Genomic DNA, 20,284 nt, shown 5'->3' with positions numbered 1-20,284 from the left:
TCTAGCCGAACCCGCAGTCGTGCAAGATTTGATCGATGGATCGATTTATAACGTGCAAGCCACGGCAGACGCATAGCGTACACGCCGCCTGCAGTTGCGGGCGGCACAAATGGGCTGTTTGGCGCTGATGCGTCAAACAGTTTGGGAGGCGGAGCACGCATGATGCGGGTTTCGTAAAATCGATCTCGCAAGCAACATCAAGCCGCAACGAGATCAGGGACATAAAGGGGAGGACCCGCAATGGCGGAGAATTCAGAAAACAACGCATATTGGTCGGCAAACCTACGGATTATTGGCGTCAGCCTTGTCATCTGGTTTGTCTGTTCATTCGGGTTCGGCATTTTGCTGCGCCCAGCTTTGGCAGGCATCAAAATTGGCGGCACGGATCTTGGATTTTGGTTTGCACAACAAGGCTCGATCCTTGTGTTTCTCGTGCTGATTTTTGCTTACGCTTGGCGCATGAACAAGCTTGATCGCGAACACGGCGTAGAGGAATAGGATATGGATCAGTTTACACTTAACCTGCTCTTTGTTGGCGCGACTTTTGCGCTTTATATCGGTATCGCACTTTGGGCCCGTGCGGGGTCAACTGCGGAATTCTACGCGGCGGGGCGCGGTGTGCACCCTGTGCTCAACGGCATGGCCACAGGCGCTGATTGGATGTCGGCGGCGTCATTCATTTCAATGGCCGGCATCATTTCTTTCGGCGGTTATGACACCTCTGCTTATTTAATGGGCTGGACTGGCGGATATGTTTTGCTGGCTATGTTGCTTGCGCCTTACTTGCGCAAGTTTGGCAAGTTCACCGTACCTGAATTTATCGGCGATCGTTTTTATAGCCCAACAGCCCGCATCGTTGCGGTGATCTGTTTGATTACGGCCTCTGTGACTTACGTGATCGGGCAAATGACCGGTGTCGGCGTCGCCTTTTCCCGCTTTTTGGAAGTGTCCAATTCCACAGGTCTGCTCATCGGCGCAGCGATCGTTTTCATGTACTCTGTTTTGGGCGGCATGAAGGGCATCACCTATACCCAAGTGGCGCAATATGTTGTCTTGATCATTGCCTACACGATCCCTGCGATCTTTATCTCACTGCATCTCACAGGCAATCCGGTCCCTGCTTTAGGTCTGTTCTCAGACGCGACTGCGACAGGCCAGCCTTTGCTAGAAACACTCGAAGGCTTATTGGCTGATCTTGGCTTCAAATCCTACACCGAACAGCATGACACAACATTGAACCTGTTCTTGTTCACTGTGTCGTTGATGATCGGCACAGCGGGTCTGCCCCATGTGATCGTGCGCTTCTTTACGGTGCCAACAGTTGCGGATGCGCGCTCTTCTGCGGGGTGGGCATTGGTCTTCATTGCATTGCTGTATCTCACAGCTCCTGCGGTTGGTGCGATGGCGCGGGTGAACCTGATCAACACCGTTTACCCTGACGGCGTGGCCTCTACGCCTGTGGCGTATGATGAGCGTCCTGACTGGATGGTGAACTGGGAAAAAACCGGATTGCTTACGTTTGACGACAAAAACGGCGACGGCAACATCCAATACGTCAACGGCGACGCCAACGAGCTGACTGTAAACCGTGACATCATCACGCTGGCGAACCCTGAAATCGCCGACCTTCCAGGTTGGGTTATCGCATTGGTGGCCGCTGGTGGTTTGGCGGCGGCTTTGTCCACCGCGGCGGGCCTGTTGATGGCGATTTCATCGGCTGTGGCGCATGACTTGATCAAGGCGCAAATCAACCCCGGCATTTCAGAGAAAAACGAGCTGTTAGCGGCGCGGATTTCGATGGGGGTTGCCATCGTGGTTGCGACCTATCTTGGTCTGAACCCTCCTGGCTTTGCTGCACAAACAGTGGCTTTGGCCTTTGGTTTGGCTGCCTCGTCAATTTTCCCTGCCTTGATGATGGGGATTTTCTCAAAGCGCATCAACAACAAGGGTGCCGTGGCCGGTATGCTTGCAGGTTTGATCGTGACGTTGATCTACATCTTCTTGCACAAAGGTTGGTTCTTTGTTCCGGGGACAAATGCGTTCACGGATGCAGAGCCGCTTTTGCTGTCGATCAAATCGACATCCTTTGGCGCAGTCGGTGCGATGATCAACTTTATCGTGGCCTTCGCCGTGTCTCGTGCAACGGATGAGCCTCCTGCGGAGATCCAAGAATTGGTCGAAAGCATTCGCATCCCACGCGGTGCGGGCCAAGCTGTAGACCATTAAGAATAAGGTTGGGCCTGACCCACACAGGCCCAACCTTCCTCTCGAGGCGCATGCTTTTTAACGATCGCATGCGCCTCACCCAATTTTATGAAGGACGAAACGCAATGGATAAAGCTGCGCAAAATGTAATCGCGTTTTTGCAGACGGCTCATCCTTATGACGTTTTACCGCTCGAGCGTCTGCAAGACCTTGCTGGACAGTTTTCTCGCAAGACCTTTCAAGCGGGTCAGACGATTTACACTCATGATGACTGGCTTGATGGGCTGTACCTAATAAAATCAGGCACAGTGGAAATCACCGATATCAACGGCGCGCAGGTGTCTGTCTTGCAGCGTCAAAACCATTTTGGCGAACGCGGACTTTTGCGCACAGGGCGTGCCGCGACGACCGCCGTCGCCGTCAGTGATGCCGTGCTGCTGGTGCTCTCGCGGGATGTGTTCCAAGCCGAGATTGCCCGCAACCCTGAATTCGCGCGCTATTTCAATCGCGGACAGATTCGCACGGCGGCAGCACCAAGTTTGATGACCCAGCACGTGTCTGATTTGATGGCCCCAAGCCCCATCACCTGCCCGCCATCCTTATCAATCAAAGATTGCGCTCTTTTGATGCGGGACAATAAAGTATCCTCCGTCGCGGTGACTTCTGAAGGCGCGCTAAAGGGGTTGGTCACACTGCGCGACATGACCAACAAGGTTCTGGCCACAGGGCGCAGCAGCGATGATACAGTCTCTACGATCATGACCGAAAACCCCATCAGCCTGCCGTCAAACGCGCTTGGCAGCGATGTTATTCACACGATGTTGGAGGCCAAGATTGGCCACCTGCCTATCATCGATGCAGGGCAGTTGGTGGGCATGGTCACCCAGACCGATATCACAGGGTTCTTTGGATCCTCGCAAACCCAGATGCTGTTTGATCTGTCCCACGCCAATACGATCGAAGAGATGGCGCGTGTCACGGCACGCCTGCCAGAGTTTTTGATGCAATTGGTGGGCGCGCATTTGGCGCATGATGTGGTCACCCGTAAAATCACTGATATCGCCGACATAGTCACCCGTAAATTGGTCGCAATGTACCAACAGGAAAACGGACCTGCACCGGTTGGTTTTGCTTGGGCGGCTTGCGGCAGCCAAGGACGGCGTGAACAAACAGGCGTATCGGATCAGGACAACTGTTTGATCATCGACTCCGCGGCCACGGATCAAGACATGGCCTATTTTCAAACCATGGCAAAGTTCGTCTGCGACGGCTTAGATGCCTGCGGCTATGTCTATTGTCCGGGCGATATGATGGCAATGAACGCACGGTGGCGTCAAAAGCTTGATGTGTGGGAATCTTATTTTGCGGGCTGGATCACCAGCCCAGATAGTGAGGCGCAGATGTTGGCCTCTGTAATGTTTGACCTGCGCGTCATCGCAGGCGACGAAGACCTGTTTTTACCCTTGCATGCAAAGGCGCTTGAGGCAGCCCGCGACAATTCAATCTTTGTCGCGCATATGATTGCAAATTCGCTCACTCACGCGCCGCCTTTGGGATTGTTGCGCGGTCTTGCAACGATCAAATCCGGCGAACATCGCAACCATATCGACATGAAGCACGCAGGCGTTGTGCCCGTTGTCGATCTGGGACGCGTTTATGCATTACAAGGCGGTTTGCTGGCGGTGAACACCCGCGCGCGCATCGATGAGGCAATTGAGGCTGGTATCATTTCCAAATCTGGCGGCGACGATCTCATGGCGGCCTATGACACCATAGCAACGGCGCGGTTGGCACACCAAGCCGCGCAAGTGCGCACTCAAACGGCCCCAGACAACTATCTCAGCCCCTCGTCTATTCCCGCCTTTGAACGCTCGCACCTGCGCGATGCTTTCGTTATCGTACGCACTATGCAATCCTCACTCAGCGCACAGGGCGCACGATCTTAAACAAAGGCCTCACATGCTGTTAGAATTCATCGCCACTTTGTCACTCGGCGCAGGTGCTGCTGGGATTATTTTACTGATTCAAAAGCTAACACGCGGCACACTGCCCCGTTGGGCCATGCCTGCTGCCGCAGGTCTGGCCATGTTCGCATTTGCAGTCTGGAGCGAATATTCTTGGAGTGCGCGATCTATGGAGGCGCTCGGCCCAGAGGCGATTGTCGCCACCGAAGTGACGCAAAAACAAATCTGGCGCCCTTGGACATTCATTGCCCCTGTCACCACCCGTTTGATTGCCTTAAACGGTGCGAATGCGGTGGATATGGATGGGACGGTGGTCGTCGATATGTATCTGTTGTCGCGGTGGCAAAGCGGGGCTGTGGTGCCCGCCGCCTTTGATTGCCTATTGAACAGACGCGCAGATTTGTTCGGGGGACGCGGCGAAGATATCGCGACCACCTTGCAATCTGCAGACTGGCTGGCCGTCGGCGCAAGCGATCCGGTCTTGCGCGCAGCCTGTGACAGGTTACGGTCAAGTTAATCGTCGCCCCATAAGACAGACCAAGGTGATCTAGGCAATGCACATGCACGGCGCTATCGACATTCTCATCGCAGGCTCAAACACCGCGCAGAGCATCGCGATCGAGTTGATTTTGACCCATGAAGGGCACCGCGTGACATGCGTCTCATCAGGCACTCAAGCACTCGCGCATATCAAATCCTTGCAGCCCAATCTGGTGCTGCTCGATCCGGAACTTGCCGACGAGATGTCCGGGCTGGAAGTCTGCCAACGCCTGCGTGCCGATGAGGCCACTGCCGAGTTGCCCGTGGTCATGATCACAGCAGATACGCGCGCTGTTTTTCAACGCAAGTTGGCCGCTTTGGGGGCAAGCGCAGTGCTGTCTCCGCCACTCAACCCACAAGACATCATCGACCTGACAACTCAGTTTAACACAGGGGACACCGATGAGGCTTGAGCACTGGTCCTTGCGCCTGCGCATGTTTTTGTTCTTTGCCTTTTTGGCAAGCAGTGCTGTGGCCGCAATCTGTTTGGGCCTTGCGCTTGGGTATAAAAAACTGGGCGACCCTGAGGCGTTGGATGGCTTTGTCTTTGCTGGCATCATCGCGGGCTTTGGGATACTCGGCGTCTCGGCTTGGATTTGGATTCTGTTTGATGAACATATCGCCAAGCCCATCGGCGCATTATCAGGCGCGTTGCTGGCCGCGACCCATACAGAGCAAGACGACATGCCCGCCAAAACTGGCGCGCGCTATCTGGGCGATCTTGGTCTTGCCGCACAAACAGCCAGCGACGAGCTGACACGCACTCGCGAAGCCTTGGCGCAAACCGTAGCGCTTGAAACTACACAGTTGATCGAGACCACCGAAAAACTGGGGGCCTTGGCCGCTGAAATTCCCTTTGGGGTCTTGCTGGTATCGGGCATGCACCGCGTCGTATTTTATAATGGTGCCGCACGTGCCATGTGCAGCGCAGATCACACTCTTGGACTAGGGCACAGCCTGTTTGATACCATAGACAGGACTGCGATCTTATCGGCCTATGCGCGATTATGTGCAGGGGACGGCGGGATTGGGCATGTGATTTCAACCACTGTCTCACTGTCGAACGGCACCGAGTTTCTATCCGCACGCTTGCGCTTGGTTCATGCGCCAAACGATATAGACGCGCTGCCAGCCTATGTCTTGACGCTAGACGATCTGGCCCAAGACCATCACCTGCAACAAGCCCGCCTTGATCTGGGGGCGCTTGCTGTTCATCAATTTGCCCAGATGGGGGCGACGCTTCAAACCGCTCAAATGGCCCGCCAATATCTTGGGGACACCGCCGAAAGCCGCGCCCTAGACCGTGCATGTGATGACGCGTTGGCACAAGCAGCACTTGACGCCTCCACGCTGTTGAAACAGTATCGCGACTTGGGCGATGACTGTGAAACGGCAGCCTTAATGAAGGTCACGGGGCAAGACATCTGCAACGCCATCACAGCACGGCTTAAAGACAACGGGATCACCATCATCGCGAGCGAAAGCACGCCGCTGTTTTTCCATGTTGATCCCGACAAACTGATCGCGCTCATAAGCTATCTTGCGCTGCAATTATCGCGTGACGGTGCAAAAGCACTATCCTTGCTGATCAGTACCGAGGACACAGGCGTGATCATTGCTTTGGGTTGGATGGGTGAGATTCTGTACTTTGATCGACTCGAAACATGGCTATGCCAGCCGACAAAGATGCTCGATCCAGACATCACTGGACGTGCCTACCTAAACGACATGAACACCGACCTTTGGCCAGAGTTCGGAATTGGATCGCGTCGGGTTCTGAAACTGCCAATCCCGCAGGCCTCGGTGAAAACCGGTTCGAGCGGTGGTCTTGCCTACGACTTCGATCTATTGACCCAAAAAACGGCAGACAACGCCGCAACGACGCCCTTAAAACATCTCACCTATGTGGTGTTTGACACTGAGACGACGGGGCTTTTGCCCGATGATGGCGACGAAATTTGCCAGATCGCGGCCACGCGTATCGTCAACGGACAAATTGTGCCGGACGAGCAGCTCAATACCCTTGTTGATCCTGAACGCACCATTCCGGTGGCGGCGACTAAGATCCACCACATCACAAATGACATGATCCAAGGTCAGCCCAAGATTGGTCTTGCGGGACGTGCGCTGCACAGTTTCGCGCGTGGGTCTGTTTTGGTGGCGCATAACGCACCGTTTGATATGGCGTTTTTGCACCGGCACGCGGACAGGATAGGCGCACCGTTTGACCACCCCGTGATCGACACCGTGCTGCTGTCCGCTGTCGTCTTTGGGCAAAGTGCGTCGCATTCGCTAGATGACATTTGTCAGCGTTTGAATGTTATCATTCCGCCAGAGCAACGCCATACGGCCTTAGGCGATACACTTGCAACGGCCAAAGTGTTTTTGAAAATGCTCTCGATGGCAGAGGCCAAAGGGCTCACCACATTTGAGGCGCTTTTAACCGAAATGAAACGTCACAAACGCTTGCTGCAAGACCTCAACACGGCCCCTCTACCCAAGTGACCACTACTCAAGTGACGTCATTCGCCCAATGGCGTCACGATGATCGTAAAACGGCACCACATCAGGCGGACCAGAAAGGTCGATAAGCGCATTGACCTCGGCCAAGACGATCCGCGTCACGAACGGCAGATCAAGCCTCAGGGCTTCGGCCACACTCACCCATTGCAAATGCGCAAGCTCGTCTTCGGCACGTGAAAAATCATCCAGATCATCCAGCACATCACTGGCATCGCAGGTCAAAAAACGCGCATCAAAACGCCGAGGTCGCTCGGGAGGTGTGATCGCGCGAAAAATGAATCGCATGTCAGCCGCGGGATTGAGGCTTAATCCTGTTTCCTCAAGCAACTCGCGGCGCGCTGCAACCAAAAGCGCCGCGGCCAATTCAGGTGTTGCCTCAATCGCAAGACGTGCGCGGCAAACGGGGTTGATCAAGTTAGGGTCTGGGGCATCATAATCTTGCGGATCAACGCGCCCCCCCGGGAACACAAATTTTCCGGGCATGAACACAGCAGATTTGCCGCGTTGCCCCATAAGAACACGAGTTTCATCGTCGCACTTACGCAGCAAAATAACAGTCGCCGCGTCGTGAATGGGGGGTGGGATATCTGAAACAGAGTGCGTCATAGGTTCAACCTAAACCGCATTTAGGGCTCGCGAAAGGCTTCGCGTGATTTATACAAAGGTTTAAGCAGGTAGCGCAAAAATGTTTTAGATCCTGTGTGCAACTCAGCCTGCGCGCGCATGCCGGGGCGGATTTCGATCTGGCTTTGGCGTTCTGTCAAACTGTCAAGGTCCACAGACACAGTCACACGGTAATAGGGCAGCGCATTGGGGTCGCGTTCATCTTGGAACGTATCAGCTGATAAGACCTTAACCTGCCCAGATAGTGTGCCAAAAATCGTATAGTCGTATGCCGTCAGCTTGATCGTTGCCGCCTGCCCGGGCTCGACATGCGCGATGTCTTCGGGGCGCACACGTGCCTCAACGAACAGTTCCTCGTCCACAGGGATGATCTGCACGATTTCTTCACCTGGGCGCACAACGCCGCCGATTGTGGTCAGGCTTAGATTGTTCACAATGCCACGCATCGGCGATGTGATGACGGTGCGATCCAGCTGATCTTCGGCCAAGGTCAGCGCCTGTTTCACCGATGCAATTTCTTGCAGCGTTTCAGAAAACTCTTCTGCCTCGGACAGGTTCGCTTGGGTGACAATCTCGTTGTATTTCAGCTGTGCATCCAAATGGGCTTTGCGCGTGCGCGTCACTTCGATCAGTGCCACCACATTGCGGGTGAGCATGTCTTCCATCAATGAGCGTTCGGCTTCGACCTGTTTGAGCACATTAAGCGCACCTTCTGAGCGCGCCAAATAATCAGAGGTCCGCGCCTTTAAAAGCGCGCGTTCTGAGGCAATAACGTCTGCGGCACGCGCGGCCAAGGCCTCGGGCACGTCAAAGGAGTCCTTATCATCCAGCTCAGCCTCTAAGCGCAGTTTACGCACTTCCAAAGCGTCCAATTTTTCTTGCAAGTCTTCGGCTGATGTCCGAAATTCCGTACCGCTGAGCGTTGCCAAAATATCGCCCTGCTCAACCACGTCCCCCTCAGACACCCGTAACGACGACAAAATACCGCCCTCAAGGTTTTGGATAATCTGCGGGCGTGAGGACGAAATCATTTCGCCGTCCGCACGCACGATTTCATCGACTGACGCAAACGAGGCCCAGACGATAAACACAACGATCACCAAGGCGACGATACGAATGATCCAGCCGGGCCGGTCCATGTCTTTGTCGAGCAGATTTTCAAGTTTGGACATTAGCCTTGCCCGCCGTTGGGTCCGCTGTTGGATTTCGACAAATGCGCCAGCACTTGATCGCGCGGCCCATCGACAACCAAACGGCCATCTTTCAGAACCATAGTGCGATCGGCAAGCCCAACGATGGGCATCCGGTGCGTTGCTATCAAAGCCGTGCGTCCTTCCAGCCATGGCCCGAGACGTCCCACCAGCCCTGTTTCCAAGGACTGGTCAAGCGAGGCGGTAGGTTCATCCAGCAAGCACACGCGCGGGTCTTGTAACCACAAACGCGCCCAGCCAATCGATTGGCGTTGCCCAACGGACAGGCCTTCGCCGCCATCACGAATTTCCAAATCAAGGCCACGATGATGCCCGCGCACGAAAGGACCAAGCCCAGAGAAATCCAAGGCATCGAGCAAGCGATCATCGTCACGTTCCAACCCGCCCAAATTCAAGTTGTCACGCAAAGATCCGGCAAACAGACGCACATCTTGCCCCAAGTAACCAACGTTGCGACGAATATCGCGCGGGTCGATCTGGCTCATCTCTGCGCCATCCAGCAGCACACGACCACGCGTCGGTGCGTATAGCCCTGCGAGCACTTTCAACATCGATGATTTGCCCGATCCATTGGCGCCAAGCACCGCGATCTTTTGGCCAGCTTTGATATCGAGCGCCGAAATATCCAGTGTCGGCGCACCCTCGTCATCGTAACGGAACTGCAATTCGCGCAAGGCAAATTCGCCCTCGATATCTTCTCTGCGCAAGAAATTGCGATCTTCGCCTGCATCTTGCGGCGCAAGGGCAATGGCGTTCAAGCCCTCAAGCGCGGTTTTCACATTACTCCAGCGCGCCATCGTACCCGACAGTTGCGTCAAAGGCGCCAAAGTGCGCGAAGTCAAAATCCCTGTGGCGATGATTGTGCCAACTGTGAACTCGCCAGCAAAAACCAAATAAGTCCCCAAAACCACAGCAGACAAATAGGTGACCTGCTGGATGCCTTGGCTCCAAAACGTCAAGAAGCCCGCAAGTTTGCGTTGCTCCGACGATTTGGCAGCGCCCAACACGTTCAGCTCGTCCCAAATGCGGCGAACACGGTCTTCGCCGCGTTGGGTTTTGATCGTGTCGAGTTCGAACACAGCCTCATGCAAGAGGCGCGATGCTTTGGCAGAGGCCCCTTGGGATTCGACCGTCAAACGCATCATTTTCTTTTGAAAGAAATATCCGGGCACAACCATGATGAAGGCCCCCAGCATTAAGACCCAAACAACGGGTCCCGCAATCGTGGCAACCAACGCGAAGAACAAAAAGATAAACGGAATATCGGCCACTGTGCCAATAGTGGAGGCTGTGAAAAATTCCCGCACAGACGAAAATTCACGCATAGCCGAGAACAAGCCAGATGGCGAAGATGGCCGCGCATCAGATCGCATTCCAAGCAAGCGTTCCATCAACATTGATTGCACACGCATCTCGATTTGACGCCCAGCACCATCCATAAGGCGCGACCGCGCCAACTTGATCGCGGCCTCCAAGCCTACGGCCAAAACAGCGCCCAATGCCAAAACCCACAAAGTGGACTGTGACTTGTGCGGGATCACACGGTCATAGACTTGCAGTGAAAACAGCGCCACGGCGACGGCCAAAAGATTGGCCACCAAAGATCCCAGCGCGATTTCACCGATTTGCTTCCGGAATGCGCCGAATTGGCCCCAAAACCAATGCTCTGCCATCGCGGCAGGGGCGTAGGATTTGGTCAATGTCGCAAGTGATTTTCCCGCCCGCACAACAGTACCAGAAAAGAAGGGCGCGAATTCGTACATCGGCACTTCGGCAGTTTGATCAGGGGCGCTGCGATCGAAAATCGTAATCACATCGCCTTTTTGTGACAGCACAAGGATCACATGACCAGAGGTCATTTTCGCCAATGCCGGCCATGCTTTCGGCGTGATGCTGGCCAACACGGTGACATCGGCGTTGAGGCCACAGACCTCAAGCCCTTTGACCATGGCATCGACGCTGACGTCTTCGTCTGGCTGGCCAGAAAAGGCTTCCAAAATGTCCGACACCATCGCCGTCACACCAAGTTTCGACGCATAGGTCGCAACAAGTTCGGCACGGTGCACATGTTTGGTCACAACAGAGCGTTTTTTGATGGGGGCTTTGCCCACTTGCGCGCGCACAGGAAGCGCAGCCGTTTGGGGCTCGGCAGTCTTTGTTTTTGGTTCGGCAGTCTTAGTCTCAGGCTGCGGGAGCTTCACGTCAGATGTCGAAACAGCTGTGGTGACAGCGCGATCTGTTTTTTGCGGTTCAGACTTTTGCGGTTCAGGCTTTGTGATACCCGAAACAATATTGTTATCTGACTTGTTCTGAGCAACACTGCCGTCCTGCGGCGCTGCGGCTGGCGTCGCGATGATTTTGTCGTTTTCTGCCAGCACCTTTTTGGGTGTGTCAGCTTTTGAGACCACAGCCGGATTTGCAGCATCGCCAACACGGCGGCGTACGGCCTCTGCTGCTGCTTTTTTCAAAGCCGCTTTGGGATCTTCTGGCTCAACGCTTTTGGCTGGCTCGACCGCAGCAGGTGCATCGGCCTTCACCTCAGGCTTTGAGGGTTTGAGCGCAGATTTAACGACAGCATCCGGCAAAGTAACCTTTGCGCGTGGCTTGGGCTGAGGGCGCGGTGCTGGCGTTAATGCCTCTGTCCCTTTCGGAGCAGATTTTGGTTTGGCCATACCACCAAAATGCACGGTCAACGGACCAATCTTTTTACCACGCGGCGGCTTGGCCTCGTTTGAAACGTTTTTCGGCGTCTCAGGCGCTGTCGAGGTGAAGGTGAGTTTTGGCAAAAGGCTCAAATGTCCGCTCCATCTGCCAAAGCACCAGCAAGACGAGCCATTTCAAGCTGCGTAAAACTGATTTCGTATTTTAAATCGATGTGTTTCAATTCGCTTTGCACCATTTGTTCGTACACTGCGACCACATCCATGACTGTTTTTTGCCCGCCTTCAAACTGCTCTTGGAACAATCTGAAATTGGTACGATTTTGTTGAACCAAATCTGCTGTGTCACGCTCTTGGCGCAGCAAAGCTTTCAATTCGTTTTGCAAACGTGCAGATTTTCGGGCCGCGGTTTCTTTGGCCAAAGCAACACGAGCTGCGGCAGCGCGTTCTTCTGCTTTAAGCGCTTCGATTTCAGCACCCGTGCCAACACCAAGGTTCGCTGTGCCCCCAAAGGTGATCTCAGCACTGTCCTTTTGCCCCAAAATGCCACCAGCGCTTAAACTGGGCAACAGACCCGCGCGCGCCGCTTTGGCTTCGGCAACAGACCGTTTAGCCTCAGCTTCGGCGCGCAGAACGTCAAGCGGCACCAAAGATGTAGATGGTACAGATATAGCATAGGCTTGTGTCAGCGGTGTCGCATAACGCCCCCCTGTCATCGCACTAAACTCTGACAAGGCAGCGCGTTCCGCTTCGCGATGGGTTGAGGCTTCTTGATCCATATCGGCAAGTTTGGCACGGATGACCCGTTGATCTGATAGACTGGACAGCCCACCCGTCACACGCACAGACACCACGCGATTGAATTCTTGCATCCGCCCCAAGCCACGTTCGGCCATGCCTGCTTTTTCGTGCGCCTCAGCTGCAGTGATGTACAACGTCAGGCCCGCGTGCAGACGATCATTCATGTCTTGAGACAGAGCCACCGCAGACACTTCGACATCGGCAGCCGCAAACGCCCGTTCAGCTTTGCGCTTGCCGTTGTCATAGAGCACCTGATCCACAATGAGACCCGCAGCCAAGTCGCCAAGGGCGCTCAGTGTGATCGACGGACCAATTGTGGGAAGCCAGTTTTTATCACGCGCAATGGAGCGCATTTTAGAGGCACGCAGTTCCGCTTGGGCCAAACCAGACGAGGTCTCCAACATCGTTTTGGCAACCGGCGCGTATGGAGAAGAGGCAGATAGCACAGAATGGCGTGCCAGCAAACCGTCGATGATTTCTGATGAAGCGTCACGGCTTGCCGTGCTGAGACTTGGCTCATTTGGGTCAACCTCAGCGCGCGCATGACCACCGGCTAAACCCTTAACGAAAGCGACAGGTTTTACATTTGAAAGTTTTGACACACCAGACGCACCTTCACTGCAGCCGCCCAAAAATGTGGCGGCTCCAATCAGAATGCAACTTATTAACCCTGCTCTTTTCACTCTCTACCTCACCCTTTTTTTCTCGTTATGCGAGGGCAGAACGCCGCCCTCGCAGTGAGTAGGTTTAAGGAAGTACAACGTCGATATCTGAATCCACGAACAAGACGCTATCGTCGCCGAGTGTGTAGATGTCGTAGGATTGACCATCAATGTCTGTAGAGCCACCTGCAGTTGCGTCATCTGTCAACACAACCCGATCATCGCCACCGCCATGCACGGTCAGCGTGCCGTCAACGCCAGTTAAACGATCCAGATCAGCCGCAGACAATGTCAGTTCGCCGCCATTGACGAATTGCAAATCAATCGCGCCCAGATCAAAGTCACCCAATCCAGAATTATCGGTATCAACGCTAAAATAGACGCCCTCAGGACGTGAAGATCCAGTGTCGAGCACGAAGAGCGTGTCAGAACTATTCCCTGCGTCATCCAAAGAGGACACAACGATCTGCGACCCATTGGGAACTTCACCTGTAAAGTCCAACATAGTGGTCGAACCGAGGTCATATTCTGCATCAACAGAAACCTGCGCAGTTTGCCCTGTTTCGCTGATAGAAAAAACCGAAACACTGTCGTCACTTTCTTGCACGCGCACAGAGTCAACGCCATTCACAGAGCGAGAGAACCCTTCGATCATCGGCGCATCGCCAACGGTGTCGATTTCAAAGCTGGTGGTTTCAGTGGCCGTATTGCCTGCTGCATCTGTCGCATCGATGGTCACAGAGGCTGTGTAATCGCCAGTCGCCAAAGTGCCCGGCGCGTAGGTCACGGACCAATTGCCCTGCTCGTCAACAGAAGCTTGTTGAGACACACCCTCAACCGTCACGAACACTGTGGAACCGGCTTCAACAGCCCCCGTCAGCGTCACGCCAGAGGTGCTCATTTCAGTACCGTTAAAGATGCCATCGCCACCAACGTCGCTGTCCATAGATAGCTCGTTGACCAAAGTGTCGTAGGTCACAGTTTCGCTCAACGTGGCGCGATTGCCTGCCGGATCTACCGCAACGACTTCGACGTCAGTTGACCCTTCACCCCGTGGAAGCGCGCCCGATGGGACATCCAGCGTCCAAGACCCATCCGCAGTCGTGGCCACTGAATAGTTCGCACCGCCAATGGTCACGCTGACAGTCGAATTCGGCTCGACTGTGCCTGACAATGTCAGACCTTGCGCTGTCTCGGCTGAGTTCATAACCATATCGCTGCCGCCCGTGGTCGATGTGACCGCGAAACCATCAACAAAGGTATCAACCTGAACACCTGTTGTGACGCTCATCGTGTTGCCAGCCGCGTCAGAAATCGTCGCTGTCGCTGTTGTGTCATATTCGCCGGGGACCACTTCTGATGCCGCGAACAAAACAGAGAAGGTTCCCGCAGATGTCGATGTCACAGTCTGCGTTGCGCCCCCCAGAGTCACTTCGACTTCGTGGTAAGGTGTGGCTGTGCCTGTCACCCAAACACCATCAGACGCTTCAACAGCGTTGATGACATTATCGCCCTCGATTGGGTTGGTCGACAAAGCAACAGTCCCCGCAACCGTATCGACCCCTACAGACGTCACTGAGGTCGCCGTGTTACCGTATTCGTCAGTTGCGACAGCTGTCAAAGTTGTGTCGTATTCGCCAGCGGCCAATGTACCCGCAGGATAAGTAACCGACCAAGTGCCGTCATCGCCCGCAACAGTTGTCAAAGACGATGTACCAAGTGTCACAACAACGGTCGAGCCAGCATCTGCCGTACCTGTAAAGGTCATCGGTGCGCCACTTTCACTCAAATTGATGACCTCGTCACCGCCAGAGTGACCTGCATCGATTGCAACGCCAGCTTCGGTATCGATGTGGAATGTGCCAGAAGAGGACACCACGTTTCCAGCGGCATCTGTTGCCACAGCCGTCACGGCCGCATCGTATGTGCCGCTAGGCAACGTGCCTGCCTCATATGTCGCAGACCAAGAGCCGTTGTCGTCGACAGTCACAGTGCGCGATACTCCCTCGACCGTTACGACAACCGTGGACCCCGCTTCGCCCGTGCCCGTGATCGATACGTCTGATGCAATTTCAACACCGTTCACTGTGCCGTCACCGCCAACCGTGCCAGTGCTGATGGTCAGAGAGCCTTCAAGGTCGACATGCACGTCATGCATATAGGTCGCCGCATTGCCCGCCGCGTCTGTGACCGTCGCCCGAACGATTGTGTCGTAAGTGCCATCTGGCAAAGCATCCGCATCGAACTCCACGCTCCAAGTGCCGTCTGCGTTCACTGTGGTCTCAACGACTTGGCCTTCCAGATCGACGCTCACTGTAGCGCCAGCCTCGGATGTGCCAGAGATCGTCAAGCCATCGCTGGCCTCTTCGATGTTGACGACATCATCCCCCTCAACGGTATCAAATGTAAGATCTTCGGCTTCAGTGTCGACAACAAGAACGTCAGTCACAGTCGTGCTGTTGCCCGCATCGTCCGTCGCAACAACAGTCACATCTGTGGTGTATTCGCCTTCGTCCAGATCCGCGCTATCGAAGTCGCCAGTCCAATTGCCATCATCATCTACGGTTGTCTCAACAGTCGTGTCGCCGATGGTCACTTCGATTGTATTGCCAGGCTCGCCCGTACCCACGATGGTCACAGTGCCTGAACCATATTCATCGCCATTGACGATATCGTCTGTGCTTTCGACGCCATCCGTAATCGACACAACAGGTGGCGTTGTGTCTGGCTCTTCGCCGTCATCACCATCGCCGTCGCCATCGCCTGCCAAAAGGCCAAGGCCGACAACGCCTGCCGCTGCAGCCGCAGCACCTGCGCCGCCAAGCCCCAAGAGCGCTGGCGCCAACGGAGCCACAACAGGCTCAACGCGGTCCAGATCCAAAAAGGCCAGTTGGTCGTACTCGCTCCATTTGCCAGTCAAGTCGACATCGCTATACGTCGCGATCAACTCGCCTTGACCCATTTGGTCCAACTCGACATGTGTCATCATACCGCGTTCAGAAAGCAGTAGATCCTTATCGCCGCCCTCGAAATACCCATCAAGCACAACCGTCTTGCCGCCAACAAGCGTCAAGACCAAATCACCACCGCTGCGCGAATAGCTCGCAATCATCGCAGAAGATGTATTCAAAGACACGTCCTGAACACCACTCATAGAGAGGGTCTCGGACTCCCCAGAAAGGGACAAAGTGCCTTGTTCGATATTGCCCGCTGAATCGCGGAGAAAAAATTGAATGCCCAACATAATACTACTTTACTTTACCCCAAGGAACTCACGACTGTTTTGCGTCGTATCTTTTTCGTTAATTGCTCACCGTGAATCTACACGAAAGGCGAATCACTGACTAGAGTCAAAATGAGTCTTGAACACAAAAATGCCGTATTTCACTACCAAATACCCCCTTTATGTCAGGGAAAATGGGTACATATGGTTATCACTGCGAGATATTGGTCGTTGGATGCAACCGAGAAATTCTCTCAGGCATGCTCAAACCACGCCACTCACGCGCCGCAGCCGCAAGGCATTGGCAAGCACAAAAATTGAACTCAGCGCCATAGCCCCTGCGCCAAGCATCGGCGACAATAATAGACCAAAACCAGGATAAAGCACTCCAGCAGCCACAGGAATAAGAATGACGTTGTAGGAAAAAGCCCAAAAGAGGTTTTGCTTGATGTTGCGCATCACAGCGTCGCTCAACTTAAGCGCCGTCAATACAGCTTGCGGATCGCCAGCGACCAAAACCACATCGGCGCTTTCAATCGCCACATCGGTGCCTGTTCCAACGGCAAGCCCCACATCGGCCTCAGCCAGTGCGGGCGCATCATTGATCCCGTCCCCGACAAAAGCCACTGGACCATAAGTGCCACGTAAGGTCACAAGCGCCTCAGCTTTGCCCGCAGGCAAAACCCCCGCCAGTACAGTATCAACACCTAAGATTTGCCCAACAGCCTCCGCAGCAGCCTGCGTATCGCCGGAAATCATCGCCACTTTAATGCCGCGACGCTGCAAAGCCTGCACCGTTGACTTCGACGCGGGGCGCAGTTGATCTGAAATCCCCAAGACCATCGCAGGCACGCCGCCGATAGCCACCAAAACCGGCGTCACACCGCGCGCGCCCAGCGCCTCTAGCGCCTCTTGAAACGCTGACGTCTCAACACTGTTTTTCTCCATCAAGGCGATATTGCCGATTAGAACGGAACGACCACCTGAGGTTGCCTTCAAACCTAATCCCGTCAAAGACGTCACCTCTTTTACCTCTGGACGCAAACCACCACGCGCATCAGCAGCCCGCTCAATCGCGCGTGCAAGCGGGTGTTCGGACTGTGCCTCGATGGCAGCGACCAAAGACAAAAGAGCAACCTCATCCCCGTTGGAGCCCCCCTTACCGAGCATCACAACATCGCTGACCTCAGGGCGTCCCACCGTCAGCGTACCCGTTTTATCAAAGGCTACGACTGCGGCATCCCCCAAGGCCTGCAACGCATCACCTTTGCGAAACAGCACGCCAAGTTCTGCCGCGCGCCCCGTGCCCACCATAATGGACGTCGGGGTCGCCAACCCCATAGCGCAAGGACAGGCGATAATTAAAACGCAAACGCCCGCCACCAACGCATATTGCAGCACCGGTTCAGGCCCCCAAATGAGCCAGGCACATACAGTCACAAAGGCCAACGCCATAACGACAGGCGCAAAGACCCGCGTGATTTTATCCACGAGCGACTGAATCGGCAACTTTGCGCCCTGTGCAGCCTCAACCATGCGAATGATCTGCGCCAATTGCGTATTGACCCCGACGCCCGTGGCACGGTAAACCAATGCGCCTGCGCCGTTCACCGTGCCCGCACGCACCACCGCACCGCTCGATTTAACCACAGGCACAGGTTCGCCCGTCATCATGCTTTCATCCACATAGCTTTCGCCGCTCACGACAATGCCATCAACAGCAATTTTTTCACCGGGGCGTGCATGAATAATGTCATCAAGACTTAAAGCCTCAACGGGCAGCTCAACCAGATGCCCGCCCTGTTCGACCCGTGCAGATTTTGCGCCCAAACCTACCAAATGCCGGATGGCCTCGCCTGTGCGCCCTTTGGCGCGCGCTTCAAAATATCGCCCCAATAGAATGAGCGTTGCGATCACACAGGCCGCTTCGAAATAGACAAATCGCGCCGAAGCTGGCAGCAAAGCAGGCGCAAAGGTTACGACACTTGAATACACAAAAGCCGCGCCAGCCCCCATTGCCACAAGGGTGTTCATCTCAGGCCCACCGCGCAACAGTGCTGGAATACCTTTGACAAAGAACACCCGCGCAGGGCCGATCAACACAGCCAAGGTCAATGCAAACTGAACAAACCGCCAGATTTGCACAGGCACAAGCATGGCAAACCAATGGTGAAATGCGGGGATCAAATGCCCGCCCATCTCGATCAAAAACACGGGCACGGTCAAGGCCAGCGCCAAAATCAGTTGTAATTTCAAGTGCCGCGCTTCATCGGCCTTGCGGGCCTCCCGGGCATCACCTTTTGCTACGACGGCAGTGTATCCAGATGTTTTGATGGCATCGGTCAACTCTTGCATCCCATACAAACCTGCGATGACAACAACCTGAACCGTCTCGGACGCCAAATTCACTGAAGCGCGAATGACACCCGGCAAGGCCATAAGCGCCCGCTCGACACGTCCGACGCAGGACGCGCAGCTCATGTCACTGACATTAAAAACAAGCGTCTCGATCCGCGCAGGATACCCCGTGCGCGTCAACACATCAGACAGGTCCAAGATGGTCGCAGGGGCCTCAAATTGAATTTCGGCAGCTTGCGTCGCCAGATTGACCTGCGCCGCCTGAACACCTTCATGCGCCAACAATGCGCGCTCGACCCGCCCAACACAGGACGCACAACTCATGCCCTCGACAGACAAACGCACATTTTGCATGTATATCTCCTCGTCTGATCGGAAACCTGCGCAGGCCTCACAGTTATATCTATATGTATCTCTATATGAAATTTGCTTGATGACCATACAATGCGACAAAGGCGGCCAAGCTTATGTTGCCAACAGCAACCTTTGGGAGATGATAGACTGCAAGTGAGCCGCCCTCCTTTAAACTTGCCATTGCATACCGACAGACTGTTGGCGATAACGCTAACGTCCAAAAAGTAAGACTTTTGATTACCAAGGGAGATGTACAGGTGAACACCGACTGGATTGCCGTTGACTGGGGAACCTCATCTTTGCGCGCTTGGGCAATGGGGGCGGATGATACAGTCTTGGCCAAAGCACAGAGCGCCAAAGGCATGGGAACAGTGACACCTGCTGCGTTTGAAAGCACGCTGCTTGAGCTCATCACGCCATGGCTGGAAAACGTGCGCTTGCCTGTTCAAATCATCGCCTGCGGCATGGTTGGCGCGCGCCAAGGTTGGGTTGAAGCCCCTTACGCCAGCGTTCCGTGCTTGCCGATCAGCGCGAGCCTGACCAAGGCCCCAACGGCAGATCCACGGATTAACGTGCATATTGTCTCTGGTCTGTCGCAAAACACCCCTGCGGATGTGATGCGTGGCGAGGAAACCCAGATCGCAGGCTTTCAAGCCGAATTTCCGAAATTTGATGGCATCATCTGCCTGCCTGGCACCCACACAAAATGGGCGCATGTCAGCGCGGGTGAAGTGGTGTCCTTCCAAAGCTTTATGACCGGCGAACTCTTTGCGTTTTTATCTCAACACAGCGTGTTGAAACACAGCCTGCGCGACGGCATTTGGGATGACGCAGCTTTTGATGACGCGTTATCAGACAGTCTTTCCCGACCTGAACGCATTTGCGCCAAACTGTTTTCCCTACGCGCCGAAGACCTGTTACATGGGCTGAAGGGCGGCGCAGGCAAAGCACGACTGTCTGGCCTATTGATTGGCGCAGAACTTGCCGCGGCCAAACCCTATTGGCTGGGGCAAATGGTGGCCTTGATTGGCGCTGATGGTCTGACTGATCTTTACGCGACCGCGCTGAAATCCCAAGGTATCATCGCCCAGCGCACCGATTCAACGGACATGACACTCGCAGGGCTCAAGTCCGCCCGCGCCAGCATTTTGGAGTAATC

At 54.7% G+C, this 20,284-nt stretch carries 13 protein-coding genes; 7 read left to right on the top strand and 6 right to left on the bottom strand.

The annotated features are described in order from the left end of the window. Positions 1–240: 240 nt before the first annotated feature. The 6 genes from KO503_RS17475 to KO503_RS17860 all read left to right on the top strand — a co-directional run bounded on the left by KO503_RS17475 (position 241) and on the right by KO503_RS17860 (position 7,214). A complete protein-coding gene (locus KO503_RS17475) occupies positions 241–498 on the top strand; it encodes a DUF4212 domain-containing protein (RefSeq protein WP_215945191.1) in 258 nt (85 codons plus the stop codon). 3 nt (positions 499–501) lie between these two features. Further along, entirely contained in the window at positions 502–2,226 is a 1,725-nt protein-coding gene (locus KO503_RS17470; RefSeq protein ID WP_215992828.1) for a sodium:solute symporter family protein, read from the top strand. Between the two features lie 104 nt (positions 2,227–2,330). After that, positions 2,331–4,151, top strand: coding sequence for a DUF294 nucleotidyltransferase-like domain-containing protein (locus KO503_RS17465; protein ID WP_215992827.1), 1,821 nt, complete (start codon positions 2,331–2,333; stop codon positions 4,149–4,151). A gap of 13 nt (positions 4,152–4,164) precedes the next feature. Beyond that, positions 4,165–4,686 carry a hypothetical protein gene (locus tag KO503_RS17460; RefSeq protein WP_215992826.1) on the top strand — a complete coding sequence of 174 codons (522 nt, stop codon included), beginning with the start codon at positions 4,165–4,167 and terminating at the stop codon, positions 4,684–4,686. Positions 4,687–4,723: 37 nt separating this feature from the next. Next, a complete protein-coding gene (locus KO503_RS17455; protein ID WP_215992825.1) occupies positions 4,724–5,122 on the top strand; it encodes a response regulator in 399 nt (132 codons plus the stop codon). Continuing rightward, on the top strand, positions 5,112–7,214 hold the full coding sequence (locus KO503_RS17860) for a 3'-5' exonuclease (protein ID WP_252731163.1): 2,103 nt from the start codon (positions 5,112–5,114) through the stop codon (positions 7,212–7,214). The genes KO503_RS17455 and KO503_RS17860 overlap by 11 nt, the downstream gene beginning before the upstream one ends. A 3-nt stretch (positions 7,215–7,217) precedes the next feature. Here the strand turns inward: KO503_RS17860 and KO503_RS17445 are convergent, their stop codons facing one another. The 6 genes from KO503_RS17445 to KO503_RS17420 form a co-directional block, all read right to left on the bottom strand. Further along, a complete protein-coding gene (locus KO503_RS17445; protein WP_215992824.1) occupies positions 7,218–7,838 on the bottom strand; it encodes an NUDIX hydrolase in 621 nt (206 codons plus the stop codon). 20 nt (positions 7,839–7,858) lie between these two features. Continuing rightward, positions 7,859–9,028, bottom strand: a complete 1,170-nt coding sequence (locus KO503_RS17440) for an HlyD family type I secretion periplasmic adaptor subunit (RefSeq protein WP_215992823.1) — start codon at positions 9,026–9,028, stop codon at positions 7,859–7,861. After that, a complete protein-coding gene (locus KO503_RS17435; RefSeq protein WP_303506169.1) occupies positions 9,028–11,178 on the bottom strand; it encodes an ATP-binding cassette domain-containing protein in 2,151 nt (716 codons plus the stop codon). Before KO503_RS17435 ends, KO503_RS17440 begins: the two co-directional genes overlap by 1 nt. A gap of 680 nt (positions 11,179–11,858) precedes the next feature. Continuing rightward, entirely contained in the window at positions 11,859–13,130 is a 1,272-nt protein-coding gene (locus tag KO503_RS18055) for a TolC family protein (RefSeq protein ID WP_215992822.1), read from the bottom strand. A 145-nt stretch (positions 13,131–13,275) separates the two neighbouring features. After that, positions 13,276–16,344, bottom strand: coding sequence for an Ig-like domain-containing protein (locus tag KO503_RS17425; RefSeq protein WP_215992821.1), 3,069 nt, complete (start codon positions 16,342–16,344; stop codon positions 13,276–13,278). Positions 16,345–16,677: 333 nt separating this feature from the next. Next, a complete protein-coding gene (locus KO503_RS17420) occupies positions 16,678–19,125 on the bottom strand; it encodes a heavy metal translocating P-type ATPase (RefSeq protein ID WP_215992820.1) in 2,448 nt (815 codons plus the stop codon). A gap of 257 nt (positions 19,126–19,382) precedes the next feature. On the opposite strand from KO503_RS17420, the gene KO503_RS17415 reads away from it, so the two are divergent. Next, positions 19,383–20,282: a 2-dehydro-3-deoxygalactonokinase gene (locus tag KO503_RS17415; RefSeq protein WP_215992819.1), complete on the top strand. Its 900-nt coding sequence runs from the start codon at positions 19,383–19,385 to the stop codon at positions 20,280–20,282. Positions 20,283–20,284 lie beyond the last annotated feature (2 nt).

The sequence above is a fragment of the Pacificibacter marinus genome (assembly GCF_018860505.1).
GTDB classification, from domain to species: domain Bacteria; phylum Pseudomonadota; class Alphaproteobacteria; order Rhodobacterales; family Rhodobacteraceae; genus Celeribacter; species Celeribacter marinus_B.
Note: the sequence above shows the minus strand (reverse complement) of the source record. Positions and strands in the feature narration are given on the sequence as shown.